Consider the following 19,151-nt stretch of genomic DNA (forward strand, 5'->3'; position numbering starts at 1 on the left):
GCGTAAAGTTTTTTGAAGAAATTTTCGACTTGCATAAAAAAGCGTTACATAGCCAAAGTCCGCCCTTGAGAAAGGTTTCACCCTTAAATTTGGAACTTTAATTTGATTAGGCTGTCGATAATTACGCTAAAACCCTGATCCCCAAGCTAAAAGGTTCGTGTTAGTCTGTTGCAGTTATAAAGAACAAAGTGAAAACGGAACGAGTTCGAGTTTTTCAGAAGGGAAGTAACTTTCAACTAATTCACTAGTAGAAAAATCCCGCAATTTATAAAACTTAAGTTCTACAGTCGCTTTCAAAAACGGACGCATGAATCAAAGACATTTGTGGATTATTGTTGCCCTGTCTATGGCTGTTTTGGGCATACCTTCAGTCGGTTGTACTCAAACCACCACTCAAACCACCAAGGGAAATGCGCTAGCTTCCCAAAAATCACCTAACCCTGAGGTGGTTAAGGTGGGAGAGTACCAATCCAGAGCAGGGAAACAAACCTTGGATGCTGCGATCGCAGAAATTCATCCTCACAACATTAGAGGACGTAAGGCGGCAACCCTTTTTATCCGAAATATACCTGTTCTCACCTTTTTGAGTTCTGTATCAAATACGAATCTTGAAACTAAAAAAGTTGGTTCAATGGTCAATACTGGGGGCGTACAATCGTACGCCCTTATTGCTAGCAATTCATCAAATACATTGAATACTGGCAACTTAACAGATGTGAGTAACCAGATTAGCTCCGATGACAATGACCCGGTTCAGATAGCTGGTGTAATAGCAGCCAAGATCAACCAGTTGAATCGGGAAAATGTTGACGGCAGTAAGATTACCGTCAGTTGGAAAGCAGGGGAAAAATCTAATGCCAATCAAGCGCAAAACAAAAGCGCTCCCCCCCAGCAAGATGGCGATCGCTATGTAATCAAAATTAATGGCGAAGAATTGGTCGAAATTAACGAAGGTACACGACTAGCAGGTTCCACCAACAATCTGGCGCAAGATGCATTGCAAGCAACCAATCGCCTACGGAGACTACTAGGCAATGCCTCTCCCCTAAAAGAAATTGCGAATTTACCAGTATCAATACCAAAGCTACCCCGGCAAATTGCCGTCGGAATAGTGCAAGCCACCTTGAGAGGCATGGCTTCTTATTATGGCTATGACGGTTCTGGTACTCGTACTGCTAGCGGTCAGAGATTCAACCCAGAAGAAATGACTGCCGCCCATCGCAGTTTACCCTTTGGTACGCAAGTGCGTGTAACCAACACGCGTAATGGTCGTTCTGTAGTGCTGCGGATTAATGACCGAGGCCCATACGTTCGGGGTCGAATCATTGACGTATCTGCTGGCGCGGCTCGGATTTTAGGAATGATGGGCAGTGGCGTTGCACCAGTACATATTGAAGTCTTAGGGAAATAATTATTGGGGACTGGGGACTGGTGACTGAGACTTTGTAGAGAAGGAAGAATTATTAAAAAAGTCTCTCATTTTTCTATCCCCAATCCCTAATACCCAATCCCCAATCCCTAATACCCAATCCCCAATCCCTAATCCCCAATCCCCAATCCCAATCCCCAGTTCCGTATCACTTAATTCCCCTAGTTCAATCAACTCTTCCCTCTATTTCAGATATAAACTAGCGGGGGAGGGATCGATAAGAACTAGGGGTATTTTTGTGCGCCTGCTGACAACAGTCGCAGCTTTACGCTGCTATTTAACTAAACGCTGCTCAGAAAACGCGGTTACTGAGGATCTAAGACTAGATGAGATGACTGGCTGGTATCAAACGGCAGTCGGTCTAGTGCCAACGATGGGGAATTTGCATCAAGGGCATTTAAGCTTGATCCAACGGGCACGGCAAGAAAATTCTACGGTGATTGTGAGTATTTTTGTCAATCCCCTGCAATTTGCTCCCAATGAGGATTATCAACGCTACCCCCGCACTTTAGAGCAAGACCAACAACTTTGCGAAGAAGCTGGGGTAGATGCCATTTTTGCACCGAGTCCTGAAGAGATGGCAGTTCCCCATAAGAGTATACAAGAATCAAAGGTTACACAAATTATACCACCATCTGCTATGATGACAGGCTTGTGTGGTCGTTCTCGGCTGGGTCACTTTCAAGGTGTCGCTACGATTGTTGCCAAGCTTCTCAACTTGGTACAGCCTGACCGTGCCTACTTTGGTCAAAAGGATGGTCAGCAACTAGCAATTATTAAACGCTTAGTAGCTGACTTGAATTTGCCAGTAGAAATTGTTGGTTGTCCAACAGTGCGAGAAGCGTCGGGTCTTGCCTTCAGTTCTCGCAATCAATATTTGACTGCAACGGCAAAAGAGCAAGCGGCTGCATTATATCGCGGCTTGCAACGGGCTGAAACTGCGTTTCGGGCAGGCGATCGCAATAGCAACAAGTTGATAGCAGTGGTACAGCAAGAAGTGGCAATGGTCAACACAATTTTAGTGGAATATATTGAATTAGTTGAACCGACTACGTTGATGTCTTTAGAAAAAGTTGAGGAGGAAGGAATGTTGGCGATCGCAGCTCGTCTTGGTGCTACACGTTTGATTGACAATACGATATTGCGCGATCGTCAACCCATTATCGCCATTGATGGCCCAGCTGGTGCTGGAAAATCCACAGTGGCGCGACAAGTGGCAGCAAACCTGGGTTTAGTCTATTTAGATACAGGAGCAATGTACCGTGCTGTCACTTGGTTAGTATTGGAAAAAGGGATTGCTATTGATGATAAGTGTGCGATCGCTGAATTAACTAATCAGTCTAAAATTGAACTTACTCCTAACCAGGATTTACAATCATCCGTGCGGGTTTGGATTAATGGTACTGATGTTACCCAGGTAATTCGCACCACTGAGGTAACATCTCTTGTATCTGCGATCGCAGCCCAAAGCGCTGTCCGTCAAGCACTGGTTAAACAACAGCAAAGCTGGGGTCAAAAAGGTGGTTTAGTCGCTGAAGGACGAGACATCGGTACTCACGTGTTCCCCGATGCCGAAGTAAAAATCTTCTTAACCGCTTCTGTGGGCGAACGCGCCCGTCGCCGCCAGCAAGACTTTAATAAACAAGGTCAATCCGAAATCAATTTAGAGCAACTGGAACGGGATATTGCCGAACGTGACTGGAAAGATAGTACGCGCAAAGTTTCACCTTTGCAAAAAGCGGCGGATGCGATCGAAGTTCAAACCGATGGTTTGGATGTGTCTGAAGTCACTGCACAAATTGTTAACTATTACCAGCAGCGTTTATCTCAGTGGTAATCACCAGTATTCACTGTTAGCTTTTTAGTTTCAAAGGATGGTGAGCGATTATTTACTTACCATCCTCAAAACAGTATTTAAAAATAAGATAATTTCAAGTGATTTATTAAGTCTTGTTCTAGAAACCTTAAATTATTTCAGTATTAAATCATCTTGCTTTCGACTGATTTTCCACATCGCAATTAATCCTACTAAAGATAGAAGTATGAAAGCTTTAATTGCTAAATGCTAATTATAGATTGGGCTTTTGCTATGAGATATTAGCCATTTTTATTTATAACCGTGAATCCCTAGCGATTTGACTTATCACCGAAGTACTTTGTTTCCATCTTCACTTTGGTAGTAGAATGACGATGTTAAGTTTTATGCTCAATCATTAAAGACATAAAACCTCAAAAATAAAAGCTGTTAATTTCCCAAGCTTCTGTAATAGCTTAAAACTGGAAACCGATAAAGAGAGGATTTGACACAATGGCATTTGTACAGGCCCCGCTACCCTTCGAGATTAATGCTTTAGAGCCAAAAGGCATGAAAGCTGAAACTTTCGAGTATCACTACGGTAAACATCACAAGGCTTATGTAGACAAACTTAACGAGCTCACTGAAGGTACAGAACTTGCTGATAAGTCTCTAGAAGAGGTGATCGAGATTTCTTTCCAAGACTCCTCTAAGGCGGTAATCTTCAACAACGCTGCTCAAGTTTGGAACCACACCTTCTTCTGGAATTCCTTGAAACCAAATGGTGGTGGCGCACCCACTGGCGATCTCGCAGCCAAAATTGATAAAGATTTTGGTAGTTTTGACAAATTCAAAGAAGAGTTCTCTAACGCGGCTGCAACTCAATTTGGCAGTGGATGGTCTTGGCTGATTGATGATGGTGGTACGCTGAAGGTGATCAAAACACCAAATGCAGAAAACCCTCTAGCTCATGGTAAAAAGGCACTCCTAACTTTGGATGTTTGGGAACATGCCTACTATATTGACTATAGAAATGCTCGTCCAGCGTTCATCAAGAATTTCTTAGATAACTTGGTCAACTGGGACTTTGCTGCTGAAAACTTGGCCAAAGCTTAATCACCTACCAGTGTTGAATCGGTTGTAACAGTAGCTTTTACCAGATATGTAAAGCAAAAACAACCTGTTAATTTATCAATAATTATTAGCAGTCACGAGTAGTATTCGTGGCTGTTTTTAATTTGCTGGGTAGATGTGGTGGAATATTTTAAGCATATCCACAGTAACACTGGCTTAATTCATAAAAAAAATTATATTAAGAAAAATTATACTTGAAAAAGTAAGTGGGCATGAATAATTAAAGGTTACAGTAAGCCGCTTCAATCCTTACTCTGAGCCAATTTAATGATTTTATATTACGTAATATAGTTTGACTTATTCTTACCTGCTTACTTAAGTATAAAAAACCTGATAGTTTAACATTTATGTGTCATGAAATACAACAAATTTTCAGATTTGAGAGGGGAGCATTAATGCTTCAACTTTTGACAACATTAACGTTTACATAAAATATGGCGAAAATCCAACTTACCCTCACTTTTGTGGCTGCTGTGGTAAGCAGACTTCGCAATCTGGTATCAAGATTCTCAAGGAGAATGAAAACCAGTGTGACGATCGCAGCATTTGTGGCGATCGCAGTTCTAGCCGGACACACTGTATCAGCACAGATAACGCCACCTTCACTAACTTCACTAAATACTGTACGGCTATTGATGATAGCGTCTTGAATATTTACAGAGCATCTGATGGAAAAGGTCTGAATAAGACTTACAAACAGCTGATTGAGGCTGCCTTCCAGCCAGAGTGGTGGAATTCCACATGGTCAATTCAGGTCGATAAAAATGACGGTAGCCGTGAACCCGTCCTATTGGGTTTGGGGAGTATTCTCGATCCAGACAAGAAAAAATACACGCTGATGGAGTACAACTTTTCGCTTTTATCTCGATCAATTCTGTAAATAGCTTTCATCCCCGCTTCTTCGAGGTGGGGTTTTCAGTATATTATCTTTCTGATAATCCTTTTTCAAAAACCTTTTTCATCAGCCTTAACTGCCTCCTGTATCTTAAAAGTAGTAGCATAAAAATTAAAATATTATATGGATAGCAAAGAACTAGCCCAATATATTGAAGCAACGAATAGCATCTCTAAACCTTGGGTATTGGTACAACTGCGCCTCAAGAAATTGCAAGAGCGCCGAGCAACCCTTACAAACGATGTCTATACCAAAGAATTAGAAGATATTTACCAAGACTTGATGAATTTGGGTGAATGGTGGCGCGGTATTGAAGATGAGGTATTTTAAAGTGAGGAGTTATGACTTTTCCTAACTTTTAACTCTTGCACAGACGCGATTAATCGCGTTTCTACTCCTAACTTAAAACGCAACCTGATGGCTCAAGCTCTCGATCAAGTCGATTACGATACTCTCGATGCCGCAAAAAGACGCTTCATCGAAGCTGCAAAACGCACACTTACCTTTGCAAGCGCCTATGGCACTGTCCCCGCATCGGGTCTTGGAGCAAGTGCTAACGCTTTCAGCTTCAACCTCGCTCCATTTATTCAAGCGGGCGCTCCAGAACTTTCTCTAACACTCGTCCCTGAAGGACTAGGAACGGCAGACGATACCCGCCCTGATGACCTTTCCGAAGAAGAACTTCGGCGATTCTGGTGGAACATCGGGATCAAAATCATCTCGTGTCTGACAAACGATGCGGCAACTTCAGGGATGCAGACTCTACTTCTTGGTCTTTATCTGCCATCAAGTACTCCTGAAACGATCTTTACCCCCGCCTTCCTTGATGGGTTTCTGGATGGAGTCGTTGAGGGGTGCAAACGAGTTGGGTGTGTCTATCTTTCAGGGGAAACTCCTCAACTAAAAACTAAGATGATTCCAGGTCGGCTCGACATTGCAGGTTCGGTTTTTGGGGTTATGCCGCCTGGTGTCGCTCCCATTGATAGCTCGCGCCTGGATGTCGGAAATACTATTGTTCTCGTCGAGAGTTCTGGCCCCCATGAAAACGGCTTTACCCCACTGCGAAAGCTTGCTGAATCCCTTCCTGATGGGTATAGAACAAAGCTTCCAAGTGGGCAGGAGTTCTGGGAAGCGATGAATGCTGCTTCATATCTCTACACGCCGCTCGTACAGGCGGTACTTGGCGAAGGAATTCGCCCTACCGCCATTGAGAATATCACCGGACATGGATGGCAAAAGTTGATGCGGTCGGTGAAGCCACTTCGATATGTCATTGAAACGATGCTCCCAGTGCCGGAGATATTTACGTTTGTCGAGGGTCATCTTGAGGGCGGGGCAGAGACGATGCTTTCAGTGTTCAATTACGGAGCCGGATTTGCATTTTATACAGAGTCTCAGCAGGATGCCGAAAGAATTGTCATCCTTGCAAAAGAACATCAGCTAACGGCTGTGATTGCTGGAAAGGTTGAAGCCTCCCTTAGCCGCGAGGTGGTGATAGAACCCCTTGGGGTAACGTTGGAGGGAGATTCTTTTGGGATTGCGCGGGGAGTATAATCAGCCGCAAGCGATCGCTAGTTTTTTGAGAACTATTATGAACTCACTCATGCGATGCCTGCGGCAGGCTACGCCTATGCTAAATTTATTACTGGATTAAAAAAATAGTGCAATTACTGAGCAATAGTTTTTTTTGACACGCGATATCTATTTACATCTCAGGCTTGTTAGAGAAAATAATCCTCCTAAATCTCTTCAAATAAGTCATTTTGCACAAATAGTATAAGTGTATTTACAAAATTTTATATGTAGTTTTTATTGCTACTTACATTCAAAGTAGTACAAATTACCCATGACTACTGAGGTTAAGATTTGCTAACCTAGTCTTAACATATTGAAAAATTTGCTGAGAAAGCTGAGAAAGTAGCCACCAATACTAATTTACAGTGTTGGAAATTTCTCATCTGTAGATGGGGCATTTTAGTGTGTTAAAAATATATATTTTTATCCAGAGGGGGTTATGGCTATAAATTTGGCCCAGACTACTGCTTCAGCAGAACTTTTGAAGCAAGTATTCCAGAACATTGATGCATATAGTTGTCCAAGGTTATTCAACTTTCACATGCACACGATCTACTCGGATGGCAGGTTAAAGCCGAGTGGATTGATGGAGCAGGCGATCGCAATTGGACTAAAAGGGTTAGCGATCACTGACCATCATGGCATTCTTGGCTATCAAGCGGCCCTTGCTTGGTTAGAAGATTGGAAGTGGAGTAATTCTGGTGCAACAACTCCTTATCTGTGGAGTGGCGTGGAAATCAATGCAAACCTTCTGGATATAGAAGTTCATATTTTGGCTTATGCTTTTGCTCCAGAACACTCTAGTATGAAACCCTATCTGCAAAGAAGGCCAACTACAGGCCAAGAATATCAGGCAAGTAACGTGATTGCCGCTATTCACGAAGCTGGTGGATTGGCAGTTCTGGCTCATCCAGCGCGTTACAAGCGATCGCATTTTGAGTTAATTCCAGCCGCATCCCAAAAAGGGATCGATGGCGTGGAAACTTTCTATGCCTACAACAACCCTAACCCTTGGAAACCCAGCATATTGGAATCAGAACAAGTGCAAAAGCTGGCTGATGAATATTTTCTTTTCAATACCTGTGGTACTGATACCCACGGTTTGAGCCTGCTACAACGCTTGTAGAGATGAATCAATTTTTTTTAAATCTCCTGGTTCAATCCGCCAGGAGGTTATCTTTTTTAAAGTATCTATATCTAAGTCTGATGGCAAAGAGGATTGCGATCGCAAACTACAACTGCTGCAAATTATTTATTTGGGAGCTAAAGAACCGAGGGTCTAGGATTAGTTATGAATTATTCGGTAAAATAATATGAAATACTAAATATAAATATTGCTAAGAGAACAGGAATAATTTGACTAAAGTCTATTCGCTTTTTTTGAAGTATTTCTAAACAAGATATCGGAATCATCAGAGGCCAGAAGAGAGTTGTCACCATAAACATCACAACAGATAAAAATTTATCTTCTGGAGTGGAAGTAGGATGACGTAGAGAAAATATTAACCAATTGCTTAAAAAATAACCTGTCATTAACAGATAACCAAGAGTTAAAGTAAGTTGTATCTGATTCATTGTGAGTACTCCTGAAGTTTTGTGAGTTTCACTATAGCCTTTCCTGTTCTAGTTAGGTACACGCCTCAATAATCCCCTTTGGAGAAACTTTTTAAATTTTGGATGATGAATATTCAATACCATCATCCAAAATTTAAAGTTCAGTTAGCTATGAGAGTAATAATTAAGCAGTCTTAAAAAATCGAATAATTTCGCGGACGCGATCGAGAAATTGCCCGTCAGTGGAAAGTTGCGCGATCGCAGTTCGCGCTTCTCTTGCCAAACGCTCATGTTCTGTTTGATTTGTCGCCCGTAATTCCTCAAAATTAGCCGCAATCCGGGCTAAATCTCTGCGAGTTTCTTCGGCAAAGCGTTGTTGAGTTGCAGATAAGGAATAGGGTTGTTCGGGGTTGAGTTGATCTTCCAACGACTGGATTTTTTGTTCCAATATCGAGAAGCGATCGCGCAGTTCAACAATATCTTCGCGCGGATACTTCCATTCTTGGCGAATCATCGCTAACCGCGCATATAAATACTCATAAGCTCGAATAGCTGGACGCAGAATCGTTAATAACAAAGCTGCACCAGAACTTATATATCCCACCGTACTAATACCAGTGGCAGCAAGGGTATAAAGACCAATGGCTGAGAATAAGTGGAAAGCAATGGCAACCCAGAACGATCGCTTTGCCAATAATGTGACATACTTCACTTGTTTCTCATCGACTGGAATTCCTTTCTCAGTTGATTGTGCTGCTTCTGCTAAGACTTCTTTGGCTTGAAAATGCACATTCCACGGTACGGTAACAATTACTAACAGCCACCAAAAACTTGCACCACCAATCACCCAATCAAGAAAGTTACCAGCAGGGATGTGCAACCATTGCAGTAAGCCAAAAGCCGCCAGTACCACAACCACAATTCCAGCGATGGAACTGATGAAAAAGTTAATATACATCTTGCCCTGTCTCCGATGAAACTATCACCTCGATTATGGCTATCGGTTCTCAATTATACAAATATATTTGTGATGGTTTTTCTAGTTGCACATAATAAAAGAAGAGAGAAATAATGGAATACTGCTTTGTAGAATTTCAAGTAGATGATTCCAAAATATTCAATGCTCTTTGTGAAGTTTTCAACGAAATTAAAAAAGATAAAGACAACGATTCTTGGCGTAATGAAGAAGATTGGCTAATTTTTTTTGATCGCAAAGCATTATCACATTTTTGGTGGCCTAGTGAAGAGGAAGAGACTGAATATTACCGTCGCTGGTTTGCAACACCTGTGGAACAGAGGTGGACAGATCCTAGCCTCGAAACTCCTTGGGACTTTTATTCTATGTTTGATGCTTTTCAAAATGGTGAATATCAATTAATTTCTTGTCGCATGGTTTCTGCCGACAGAGCCAAACTTGAATTTGAACCCTTTAGCTATCCCTATGGCGGAACTGGTGCAATACAGGCGTTAGTTGAATCATTCGATTTTGTAATTATTGCAGAAGATGACGGTATAGAATACACAAAATTTAACCTGTAGCTTAGGAAAAGAGTGAGGCAATTCAAACCTTTCCCCGTCATTATTGGATGAGATAGCTACGCCAAATTGGTTGAGTATTTTTACTACGTTTTTCTGGAATTAGCGATCGCCAAGTTTTACCTTCTTGCTGAATTTGCAAGTAAACGTCAAAGAGTTGTTTTGGTTGCGTTAAGCGCCGTTTTGGTAGCTTGAGAATCAAATCGTAAGTTCCCCGAACGCGGAAAGCTGGTAAGTTTTCAATGGTTAGGGGTTGTTGCTGGGTAATGGATAGCCGCTTGATTTCAAATCCTTGAAAATCTAGATCCAACTGTTGGCTAAGTTTTTGTTGAGTTTGCTCTAGCCCAAGTGCGATCGCTTTTTGCACTAACTCGCTAGTCGGTAGCAGTCCAATACTGCCACAAGCTGTAACTAGCACCAGCAATATTGCCGTCAAAACTAACCGCACTATTTTATGCACTGCCTAATCTGATATTTTCTTCTTTATCAGTTTAACCGGACGAACTGCTACTTTTTTAGCATCGAGTAACTAAGTCTTATGCTATATAAATGCTACATATATAATTAGTAAAGGCACGGTATAACCGTGCCCTAATTCGCAAAAAGTATTATTTTGAAAGGTTTTTGCTTTACAGAAAATTTAATACTGACGTAAAATTGCAGACAATGAACTATCTTTACGAAGATCCATCAAGTCTGCCAAAGAATCTGGGCGCGTATCCAAGTGGTGTTTATGTTCTGCTGGTAGAACCGTAACTAGATGTTTTGCTTTCGGTTGCATCTGCATCATCGGCATCGTCATCAGTTGTGGCTGTGGCACAAAAATTGGCTGGTTCTTGGGAAGGCGTGGTTCCAATTTTTGGTAATTGCTCTGTGCCAAGCGTACCTGATGGCGGTTAACCAGTTTTTGGACTTTTTGCGGTTGCTTTTTCCGGTTGAGCGTTTTGAAAATGAGCAAGGAACCACCACCACAACTGAGGACGATCGCAGCCACCATCCATAAAGGCGTAGGATTGCTATTCTCAGAGGGTATACTGATTGGTTCTTCAACGATAACTGGGATTTTTTCTGGTTCTTCTTGTGCTACCGGGCCAGCATTACCTAAGCTATACACGGCAAAAGCACCACCTCCTAAAAACATGGCTAAACACCCAGTTAATAATAGCCAAGGATGGTGTGCAACCAGATATATCAGAACATTCGAGCTTTGTTTTAATCTCGATTTCCTGTTTGTCAGCTCTGGAGTAGCCCTTCTGAGTCGGGTTGGCTCGCGCTGTACACTCTGACTTTTTTCCATGATTACTTTCAGATTTGTACCCCTCTAGTCAATAAATTGTACTGGAGGAGTCAAGCATCAGGTATCCGTAACAAAATTTCCGATTCCAGTAGCTTTTTTGTAAAACAGAGGCTACCAAATCCGGCTAACTTTTGTCAAAATTGTGTATTTCTTGTGACTTCTTGCCCTAATAATCTGAAATTAGTTTGCTTATTTTCTTCCATCAGCTAGGAGAATGCCTTTCAAGAGCAAGTTGAATTAAGCGATCGACTAATTCTGGAAAGGAGACTCCACTATGGGCCCAGAGTTGGGGATACATGCTCGTTGCCGTAAAGCCTGGTAAAGTATTGATTTCGTTAATCAAAACTTCTTGTGTTGCTTCCACATAGAAGAAATCTACCCTTGCTAATCCCGCAGCGTCAACAGCTGCAAAGGCTTGCAAAGCCATGTCCTGAATTTTACGGGCGATCGCATCTGGAATCGATGCCGGAATCAGTAAATCTGCCCGACCCTCTGTATATTTAGTTTCATAATCATAAAAATCGCTGTCATAACTAATCTCTCCAATGACAGAGGCTTGGGGTCGATCGTTTCCTAAAACAGCACACTCAACTTCCCTGGCGACGACACCAGCTTCGACAACCAGTCTTCGATCGTAACTGGCAGCACTATCTAAAGCAGCTTCTAATTCTTGGCGCGATCGCACTTTGGCAATTCCCACTGATGAACCCAAATTAGCAGGCTTGACAAAAGCGGGATAACCTAATGCGGCCTCAATTTCATCACATAGTTTCGGAAACACGCAAGGATTAGACCAAACTTGCGCTCTAGTTATCGCCTTATATTTTACCTGTGGTAGCCCCGCTTGCTCAAAGGCAATTTTCATGGCAATTTTATCCATTCCCATTGCCGAACCTAACACCCCAGAACCAACAAAGGGGATTTGCATCAAAGTTAGTAACCCTTGAATTGTTCCGTCTTCACCGTTGGGGCCGTGGAGAATGGGAAACCAAACATCTACTTGGGCAACTTGAGAGGGAGATTGCCACTTGCTTAAGGTTTGGGCTTGAGGGTTGGATGTCAGATTTCCTTCGGAAGTTGATTGTTCGGATTCTAGTAACGGATTGCCGGTTCCTAAAACCTTTTGGGGCGCTTCTCCTGCTAGCCAGCGTCCATCTTTTTGGATGTAAAAAGGCAGTATTTCGTACTTACTAGCATTTTGCTCTGCACTTAAGGCTTTAGCGATCGCCTGTGCTGATTTGATTGAAACTTCATGTTCTCCCGAACGACCGCCAAACAGTAATCCCACGCACAGCTTAGTCATTTTCGGTTCCTCCACACTTCTCAAGCAGATAGCGTATCACAACCTACAAAAATTGCCATATTTTTCTAGATTATTTTATTGCCCCCTGCTCCCAATTGAAACAATCGTGTTGTCAGCTACAGTTATATTTCAGCAAAATGGGCAACAATATTGATAAATAACTAGAAATGCAGCCCCACCTGTAAAAGATGCTGCCGTTTCATGAAACCCAGAATTATTGTTTGTGGCTTAGGACGTACCGGATATAAAACCTTTCGTTTGCTGAGACATCAGGGAACCTTCGTTGTTGGTATTCATCACCAATCTATCCCTGGCGAAACGGCAGGAGATGTGATTGTTGGCGATTTACAAGCAGCTTCTACCCTAACAGCAGCAGGAATTCAACAGGCACACACTTTAGTCATTGCCGGATCTAAAGATGCTTTGAATTTGTCTATTATGATGCAAGCGCGGGTGCTGAATCCCCAGATTCGGATTATCAACCGTTTTTATAATACAAATTTGGGTGAGCGCCTAGATCAAAGTTTGCCAGACCATTTGAGTATGAGTGTTGTCGGATTAGCAGCACCTGTATTCACCTTTGCAGCACTGGGAAACCGAGCGATCGGACAAATCAAATTATTTCAGCAAACTTGGCCAATTCACGAAGAGTACATTGATGAAAACCACTTCTGGAAAGGTCTAAAGCTGAGTGAATTGTGGGAAGATCGCTCGCGGATGCTGATTTATTACTTGCCAGTAAAAGGTGAGATGGATTTGATATCAGGTGTCATATCTGGCCAAGAGATCCAAGTAGGCGATCGCTTAATTGTTGGTACGCAACCCCGCATCCGTTCTCCCAGGCGATCGTTGATTAGAAAATTGCTGAAAGTCTTGACTAATATTAGGCTGTTTCAGCAACACGGGCGCTCAGTCTTGGTGGGTGCTATTGCGCTATTGGCAGTTATTCTGATTGCCACATTTACCTATATGTCGGCTGAGTTGAGTTTGTCTCCTGTCGATGCTCTATATTTTTCTGTAGGCATGATTACGGGAGCCGGTGGTAATGACAAAGTAGTAGAAAATGCTCCTAACAGTATTAAGTTATTTACCGTTGTGATGATGCTGGTTGGAGCAGTGGTGATTGGTATTTGGTATGCCATGCTCACCGATTTTGTCTTGGGGAGTCGCTTTAAGCAATTTTGGGATGCAGCCCGAATTCCCCAGCGATATCACTACATTGTCTGTGGCTTGAGTGGCATTGGTGTGAGAATTGTCCAGCAACTCCACGCCAGCGGACATGAAGTTGTAGTAGTTGAACCCGACTCCAACAACAAATATATCAACACCGCCCGCGAACTCGGTATTCCCGTCATTCAGGGCGATGCCAGCTTCCGTACAATACTCAAAGCCAGCAATATAGACTCTGCCTCTGCCGTGCTTGCCGTTACTAGCAATGATGCTACCAATCTAGAAATTGCCCTCAAAGCCAAAGGCTTGACACCTAGCATTCCGGTGATTGTTCATTATGCCGATCCCGATTTTGCCGGCATAGCGCAACAGCTATTTGGCTTCGAGGCCGTACTGAGTCCGGCTGAACTAGCAGCCCCAGCTTTTGCTGCTGCTGCACTAGGGGGACGCATCCTTGGCAATGGCATCACAGCCGATAGTCTTTGGGTAGCCTTTGCAACCGCGATTACAGCTTCACACGCCTTTTGTGGGCAGTGGGTGAAAGATGTAGCAATATCATCTGACTGTGTACCTTTGTATGTAGAAACAAACAACCAAACCCTTCATGGCTGGGATTTACTAGAAACTAACCTTAGTGTTGGTGACGTTTTGTATATGACAATGCCAGCAACACAGCTATATCAATTGTGGCGAGACGAGCCAGTTTGCGAAACACATGCTTAAATGTCATGGTCTTATATATCTGAATTAGCTGTTTTTTAGAAAAGCGATCGCTCATCCTAAAATAAACAAACTTGCATCAACATGAAAAAAGTTTCCCAAAGTCTCAGCTTGTTCTTTCGTCATTTTTAACTCGCCATTAATGATTTTAGTAAACATCTCACTTGAACCAAGAATTTCCACTAAATCAGCTTGTTTCAAACCCCTAGCTTCCATCAAATGCAAGAGTCTTGAATAAGGTATTGAAGCATTAAGCTGATAGTGCTTATCTTCAAAATCTTCGATCGGTTTTACCAATAATTCCAACAAAGCATCTTCTTCATCTGTCAGATGGGAACGAGAAAGCCGTTCTTCAACAGTTTCTAAAAATTTCTCGTTATCCTCTTCTGTCTTGATAATCCGAGGTTGATGTTGAGACATTAAATTAGCTCTCTCCTTCTTTTTGCCAAAACTGCTTTAATATCTCGCTAGGTTTGCGATCCCAGGTATCGATATGCTCGTATATAAAATTATCTTGGTTAAGTTTATATGTTGAATAGCCATTAAAAAGCAAACCTGCTTTCCAAGGAACGCGCAACACTCCCCGTACTGTCCACTTTGCTAAGATAGTATCTTCGGCTGACTCAGATACTTCATGCACATCAAAGTAAATTTGGCTAAAAAATAGCCGAGCATGAAATCGCAAAGTCCAAAATATAATGCGATAGTTAAATTTGTATTTGAATGTATTTACTGGGTCTTTAAAGTAGATATCGTCTGTATAAATGTGATAAGAAATATCTTTTTCAAAAAGTGTTGGTAAATCCTGTTTGAGGATTTTAATTACTTCTTCCACTGAGAATTTAGATTCCACGCGCCTTTTCCCTTAAAAAATCTTTTTTAATAACCTCTCCACTCCTTGCCATATTGAAGATGATCTGCTGTTGTCTACACCACTCCTAGTTAAATCTGACAAAGTGGGAAATGATGCAGACTTAGCATAGGGGCCATTTCGTAAAACTTTAGCTAGGGTATTGTTATTTTCGCGCAAACCTTCGTAAAAAAAGAATACCTCTCCTTGAATACCAAGTTGGCGATTGTATTCAATTGCCTGCACCAGATATTCTGGACTAATATAATAATTGCCAAGCTTCATCAGTATTCCCGGTGCTAACTTCGGCAGTGTCGCATCAGTGAACTGCTGGCTTACTAGTTTATCAGCGATCGCCCGATAACTCCCAAAGTCACGGCGATAAATCTGCGGCTGAATCATATCAACAATTCCCCGCTTCAGCCATGCAGGGGAGTCTTGCAGATATTCCTGGAATGCCCAATCATGGATATTAGGTGCGATCGCTACTAACAAATTAGGATTCACCCCTTTCACCTCCCCATAGAGACGCGCCAAAAAGTCAGTAAGAATATCTGCACGCCACTGTAACCATTGCCTATCCTTGGGATTCTCTGGCGGATTGCGATCGAATTCCTGGCGATAGCGGCTGACAGTTCCCTCGTCATAGCCACCTTCACATGGGAATGCAGGGAAGCGATCGTCACCTTGAATACCATCCACATCGTAATTATTCGCAACTTCCAGCACCAAGTTTAAGAAGAATTCTTGCACCTGTGAGTCGAGGGCATTCAACCACTCAAAGCCGTTTTTCTTTAGTAAGTTGCCGTTGCGATCGCACGCAGCCCATTCCGGTTTTTTCTGTAAAAGTACACCGCCATTCAAATTGTAAGAACTAGCAAAACCGTATTCAAACCAAGGAATTACTTTCAACCCAACTCGCCGCGCCTCCACCACCACTTCTTCTAAAGGGTCACGACCTACAAACAGAGGGTCAATTTCGACTCCAAATGTCTGCTGCATTGTTTGACTGGGATACAGAGTTACCGCCTTGTTCCAAACAACGGGAAACACCACGTTAAATCCCGTCTCAGCCAGAAAATCCATCGCCTCAGCAATGCGTTCCTTTGACCTGAGAACCTTACTATCAGTAGTGGTCAGCCAAATACCACGAGTTTCTATTATTGTCATTTCTATAAATTGAAATTCTCAGCACTGCACCATCTAAACATTGACTAGCCGACGATACCGCGCCTGTATTATTGTGTAAATTCCATAAGCAACCAAACCTAACGCCACAATACCCAAAAACCATGCTCCATAAGGCTGTTGCGCTAGCGTCTGTAATACTTCATCCAAACCTTCTGCGGTAGCAGCGTTTGATTGCCTTGCTGCTTCAATTAAGAACCAACCGATAATACAAAATACTATGCCCCGTGCCGCTAAACCAAATCTGGAAATCCTCATTACCCATTGGGTTTGTGTGTTGCTTAACTGAGTTAAATTGAGTTCTTTACGAAATTTGCCACTAAAAGCTTGATAAAACTGATAGAAGCCTAGAGCAATTACAAACACTCCCACAGTTCCAACTAACCATTGACCAAAGGGTTGAGAAAGCAAACGTGCTGTCGAATCTTCAGTAGAATCACTACTATTTTTACCGCTGCCTGTACCCATAACGATTTGCACAGCACTTAAGGCTAAACTTGCATAAATCAAGCCATTAACTGCGTAACCAATTCGCACTGCCAAACCTTTGGCATCATTACCTTTCTTTTCTGGGTCTTTAATTGCCTGTACAAAACGCCAGATTACGTATCCAATCAAGCCAATTGCAACTAAAGCCAGTAAAAATTTACCAAATGGCTGGTTGACGATTGTTTGGAGAGCGCCTTGGGTATCAGTTGTTTTACCACCCCTGCCAAAAGCCGCCTGTGCTGCCAGTAGTCCAACTATACCGTAAACTACTCCCTTGGAAACATAGCCAAATCGTCCCAGTCGCTCAACCCACAATGAAGCATGGTTTGTCAACTGTTGTGTCATGAGTAGTTGGATGAGAATTATATCTACTTTTACCAAAATTTACCCACGATTCACATCTACCCCAAGGCAAATTGTCTAATATTTTTGCAAAAAATCACTATCGTAATACTGTCTTTTAATAGATGTGAGGCTGCTAAAAATAATATTGTATATTAATTATTGAGTATTTTATAATGCTGAATTTGGATTAATTATGTCTTTAATAGAAAGTTCTTGGAAACACGAATATATAACTACCAATGGGGTAAGACTACACTACGTTACCCAAGGGGAAGGCCCGTTAATGTTGATGTTGCATGGCTTTCCTGAGTTTTGGTACTCTTGGCGGCATCAAATACCAGAATTTGCCCAAAATTTTAAAGTTGTCGCCCTTGACTTGCGTGGCTACAACGATAGTGATAAACCAAGTGAGCAATCCGCTTATGTAATGAATGAATTTATCAAAGATGTTGAGGGAGTAATTAAAGGATTAGGATATCAAAAATGTGTATTAGTTGGACATGATTGGGGCGGTGCGATCGCTTGGAATTTTGCTTATGCTCATCCCGAAATGTTAGAGCAATTAATTATCCTTAACCTGCCTCATCCTGCCAAATTTGCCCAAGGCTTACGCACTCCCCAACAGTTGCAGCGTAGTTACTATATCTTCCTCTTTCAACTCCCCTGGATGCCAGAATTATTCTTACAATCTTCAGACTACCAAGCAATTGAAACAATTTTTAAAGGTACAGCAGTTAACAAGAATGCTTTCACCAAAGCGGATATTGACGCTTATAAAGATGCTGCTGCGAAACGTGGTGCCCTCACAGCAATGTTGAACTACTATCGCAATATTTTTCAGCAGAGAATGCTAAATCCAAGTTGGGGCGTTCTGGAAGTGCCAACACTGATGATTTGGGGAGAAAATGACACCGCACTTGGCAAGGAACTAACCTATGATACCGCAGCTTATGTTAGGAACTTTCAAATCAAGTACATTCCTAATTGTGGGCATTGGGTGCAGCAAGAACAGCCTGAATTGGTTAATCAGTATATGCAAGGATTTTTAAAGATTTAACTTAATTTGTGATGAAATCATTTGGCAAGTATTTATACTTATCAAAACAGCCAAATTATAACCACTAGTGCAAGCTCTTAAAAAGATTTAACAGAGATTTAACACTGGAATCTTTTTCGGGTTTATCGGGTAAAAATCGACCAAAAACAGGATATATGGCATTTATTATCTCGCGATCGTAGCTGTTTCCGATCGCAACCAACTTGTTAGTACATAGATAGATTGACCTTACGAAGTTTAGTGAGATAATAGAGTTGTGAGGGACAGAACGGACGCAACTTGATTATTAAGGGGGAAAATATATGAAACTCCAGCTATTAGCGGCCATGGCCTTAGCAACTCCCCTATTTTTCACTAGCTCGGTTAGAGCCGAAAATCCGCAGGATTTACAAAAGCTGCTTTCAACTGGGGAATGCATCCAGTGTAATTTATCGGGAGCTAACCTCAGTGGCGCTCATTTAATTGGTGCTGACTTGAGAGGCTCGAAGCTCCAAGGAGCAAACCTTGTAGGGGCTAACCTCGAAGGTGCTGACTTAACAGGTGCTAACTTGGCAGGTGCTAACCTAACATCAGCTTATGTAACCAATGTGAATTTGAAGCAAACTAATCTCAACGGAGTAAATTTTACTCGCGCGACGATTCACGATTCTAATGTGTATAAAGCATCAATGAACGATCTCAATCTAACTGATGCCGAAATATTTAACACTGGAATCGGGATTGGTGGAGAAGATGCCGAGATTCCTGATTGGAAATAGAGTGAACTAAGTAGGCAGGTTAAAATAAACACAACACCAGATAAACTGGTTGTTTG

At 42.1% G+C, this 19,151-nt stretch carries 21 protein-coding genes; 12 read left to right on the forward strand and 9 right to left on the reverse strand.

Translation table 11 applies throughout. From position 1 onward, the window contains the following. The first annotated feature begins 307 nt into the window (after positions 1-307). The 8 genes from CDG77_RS04070 (at position 308) to CDG77_RS04100 (ending at position 7,954) form a co-directional block, all read left to right on the forward strand. Complete coding sequence (locus CDG77_RS04070; RefSeq protein WP_094328141.1) at positions 308-1,411, forward strand: septal ring lytic transglycosylase RlpA family protein; 1,104 nt, start codon at positions 308-310, stop codon at positions 1,409-1,411. 256 nt (positions 1,412-1,667) lie between these two features. Beyond that, complete coding sequence (locus CDG77_RS04080; protein ID WP_094328143.1) at positions 1,668-3,266, forward strand: bifunctional pantoate--beta-alanine ligase/(d)CMP kinase; 1,599 nt, start codon at positions 1,668-1,670, stop codon at positions 3,264-3,266. A gap of 471 nt (positions 3,267-3,737) precedes the next feature. Continuing rightward, complete coding sequence (locus CDG77_RS04085; protein WP_094328144.1) at positions 3,738-4,340, forward strand: superoxide dismutase; 603 nt, start codon at positions 3,738-3,740, stop codon at positions 4,338-4,340. A 536-nt stretch (positions 4,341-4,876) separates the two neighbouring features. Next, positions 4,877-5,008, forward strand: a complete 132-nt coding sequence (locus tag CDG77_RS38410; RefSeq protein ID WP_258169569.1) for a hypothetical protein — start codon at positions 4,877-4,879, stop codon at positions 5,006-5,008. Then, positions 5,005-5,238, forward strand: a complete 234-nt coding sequence (locus tag CDG77_RS35175) for a hypothetical protein (protein ID WP_143856953.1) — start codon at positions 5,005-5,007, stop codon at positions 5,236-5,238. The genes CDG77_RS38410 and CDG77_RS35175 overlap by 4 nt, the downstream gene beginning before the upstream one ends. Positions 5,239-5,376: 138 nt before the next feature. Then, positions 5,377-5,583 carry a hypothetical protein gene (locus tag CDG77_RS04090; protein WP_069070599.1) on the forward strand — a complete coding sequence of 69 codons (207 nt, stop codon included), beginning with the start codon at positions 5,377-5,379 and terminating at the stop codon, positions 5,581-5,583. 87 nt (positions 5,584-5,670) lie between these two features. Continuing rightward, positions 5,671-6,807: an AIR synthase related protein gene (locus tag CDG77_RS04095; RefSeq protein ID WP_094328145.1), complete on the forward strand. Its 1,137-nt coding sequence runs from the start codon at positions 5,671-5,673 to the stop codon at positions 6,805-6,807. Positions 6,808-7,267: 460 nt separating this feature from the next. After that, entirely contained in the window at positions 7,268-7,954 is a 687-nt protein-coding gene (locus CDG77_RS04100; protein WP_094328146.1) for a PHP domain-containing protein, read from the forward strand. A gap of 170 nt (positions 7,955-8,124) precedes the next feature. On the opposite strand, the gene CDG77_RS04105 is transcribed toward CDG77_RS04100, so the two are convergent. Then, positions 8,125-8,403 carry a hypothetical protein gene (locus tag CDG77_RS04105; protein ID WP_094328147.1) on the reverse strand — a complete coding sequence of 93 codons (279 nt, stop codon included), beginning with the start codon at positions 8,401-8,403 and terminating at the stop codon, positions 8,125-8,127. Positions 8,404-8,566: 163 nt separating this feature from the next. Beyond that, positions 8,567-9,340 (reverse strand): hypothetical protein, encoded by a 774-nt coding sequence (locus CDG77_RS04110; RefSeq protein ID WP_094328148.1) that lies wholly within the window; start codon positions 9,338-9,340, stop codon positions 8,567-8,569. 113 nt (positions 9,341-9,453) lie between these two features. Here CDG77_RS04110 and CDG77_RS36240 point away from each other — a divergent pair, with 113 nt between their 5' ends. Beyond that, the gene (locus tag CDG77_RS36240; protein WP_190233903.1) at positions 9,454-9,921 is read left to right on the forward strand and encodes a hypothetical protein; all 468 of its coding nucleotides are present in this window, start codon (positions 9,454-9,456) and stop codon (positions 9,919-9,921) included. 40 nt (positions 9,922-9,961) lie between these two features. Here the strand turns inward: CDG77_RS36240 and CDG77_RS04120 are convergent, their stop codons facing one another. The 3 genes from CDG77_RS04120 to CDG77_RS04130 all read right to left on the reverse strand — a co-directional run bounded on the left by CDG77_RS04120 (position 9,962) and on the right by CDG77_RS04130 (position 12,518). Then, positions 9,962-10,369 (reverse strand): hypothetical protein, encoded by a 408-nt coding sequence (locus CDG77_RS04120; RefSeq protein WP_094328178.1) that lies wholly within the window; start codon positions 10,367-10,369, stop codon positions 9,962-9,964. Positions 10,370-10,558: 189 nt separating this feature from the next. Beyond that, positions 10,559-11,059, reverse strand: coding sequence for a hypothetical protein (locus CDG77_RS04125; protein ID WP_094328179.1), 501 nt, complete (start codon positions 11,057-11,059; stop codon positions 10,559-10,561). A gap of 358 nt (positions 11,060-11,417) precedes the next feature. After that, on the reverse strand, positions 11,418-12,518 hold the full coding sequence (locus CDG77_RS04130; protein ID WP_094328149.1) for a D-alanine--D-alanine ligase family protein: 1,101 nt from the start codon (positions 12,516-12,518) through the stop codon (positions 11,418-11,420). A gap of 201 nt (positions 12,519-12,719) precedes the next feature. Here CDG77_RS04130 and CDG77_RS04135 point away from each other — a divergent pair, with 201 nt between their 5' ends. After that, the gene (locus tag CDG77_RS04135) at positions 12,720-14,411 is read left to right on the forward strand and encodes an NAD-binding protein (protein ID WP_094328150.1); all 1,692 of its coding nucleotides are present in this window, start codon (positions 12,720-12,722) and stop codon (positions 14,409-14,411) included. A 51-nt stretch (positions 14,412-14,462) separates the two neighbouring features. On the opposite strand, the gene CDG77_RS04140 is transcribed toward CDG77_RS04135, so the two are convergent. The 4 genes from CDG77_RS04140 to CDG77_RS04155 are packed head-to-tail and all read right to left on the reverse strand — an operon-like array spanning position 14,463 to position 17,280. Then, entirely contained in the window at positions 14,463-14,828 is a 366-nt protein-coding gene (locus CDG77_RS04140; RefSeq protein ID WP_094328151.1) for a helix-turn-helix domain-containing protein, read from the reverse strand. A gap of 4 nt (positions 14,829-14,832) precedes the next feature. Continuing rightward, positions 14,833-15,261, reverse strand: coding sequence for a DUF2358 domain-containing protein (locus tag CDG77_RS04145; RefSeq protein WP_094328152.1), 429 nt, complete (start codon positions 15,259-15,261; stop codon positions 14,833-14,835). Positions 15,262-15,273: 12 nt separating this feature from the next. Further along, positions 15,274-16,428 carry a glycoside hydrolase family 10 protein gene (locus tag CDG77_RS04150; protein WP_094328153.1) on the reverse strand — a complete coding sequence of 385 codons (1,155 nt, stop codon included), beginning with the start codon at positions 16,426-16,428 and terminating at the stop codon, positions 15,274-15,276. A 33-nt stretch (positions 16,429-16,461) separates the two neighbouring features. Further along, positions 16,462-17,280 carry a DUF1206 domain-containing protein gene (locus CDG77_RS04155; RefSeq protein ID WP_094328154.1) on the reverse strand — a complete coding sequence of 273 codons (819 nt, stop codon included), beginning with the start codon at positions 17,278-17,280 and terminating at the stop codon, positions 16,462-16,464. 193 nt (positions 17,281-17,473) lie between these two features. Here CDG77_RS04155 and CDG77_RS04160 point away from each other — a divergent pair, with 193 nt between their 5' ends. Together CDG77_RS04160 and CDG77_RS04165 are read left to right on the forward strand one after the other, a co-directional pair. Next, a complete protein-coding gene (locus tag CDG77_RS04160; RefSeq protein WP_094328155.1) occupies positions 17,474-18,337 on the forward strand; it encodes an alpha/beta fold hydrolase in 864 nt (287 codons plus the stop codon). A 302-nt stretch (positions 18,338-18,639) separates the two neighbouring features. Beyond that, the gene (locus CDG77_RS04165) at positions 18,640-19,095 is read left to right on the forward strand and encodes a pentapeptide repeat-containing protein (RefSeq protein WP_094328156.1); all 456 of its coding nucleotides are present in this window, start codon (positions 18,640-18,642) and stop codon (positions 19,093-19,095) included. The last annotated feature ends 56 nt before the right edge of the window (positions 19,096-19,151 follow it).

It is taken from the genome of Nostoc sp. 'Peltigera membranacea cyanobiont' 213 (assembly GCF_002245975.1).
In the GTDB taxonomy this organism is placed as follows: Bacteria; Cyanobacteriota; Cyanobacteriia; order Cyanobacteriales; family Nostocaceae; genus Nostoc.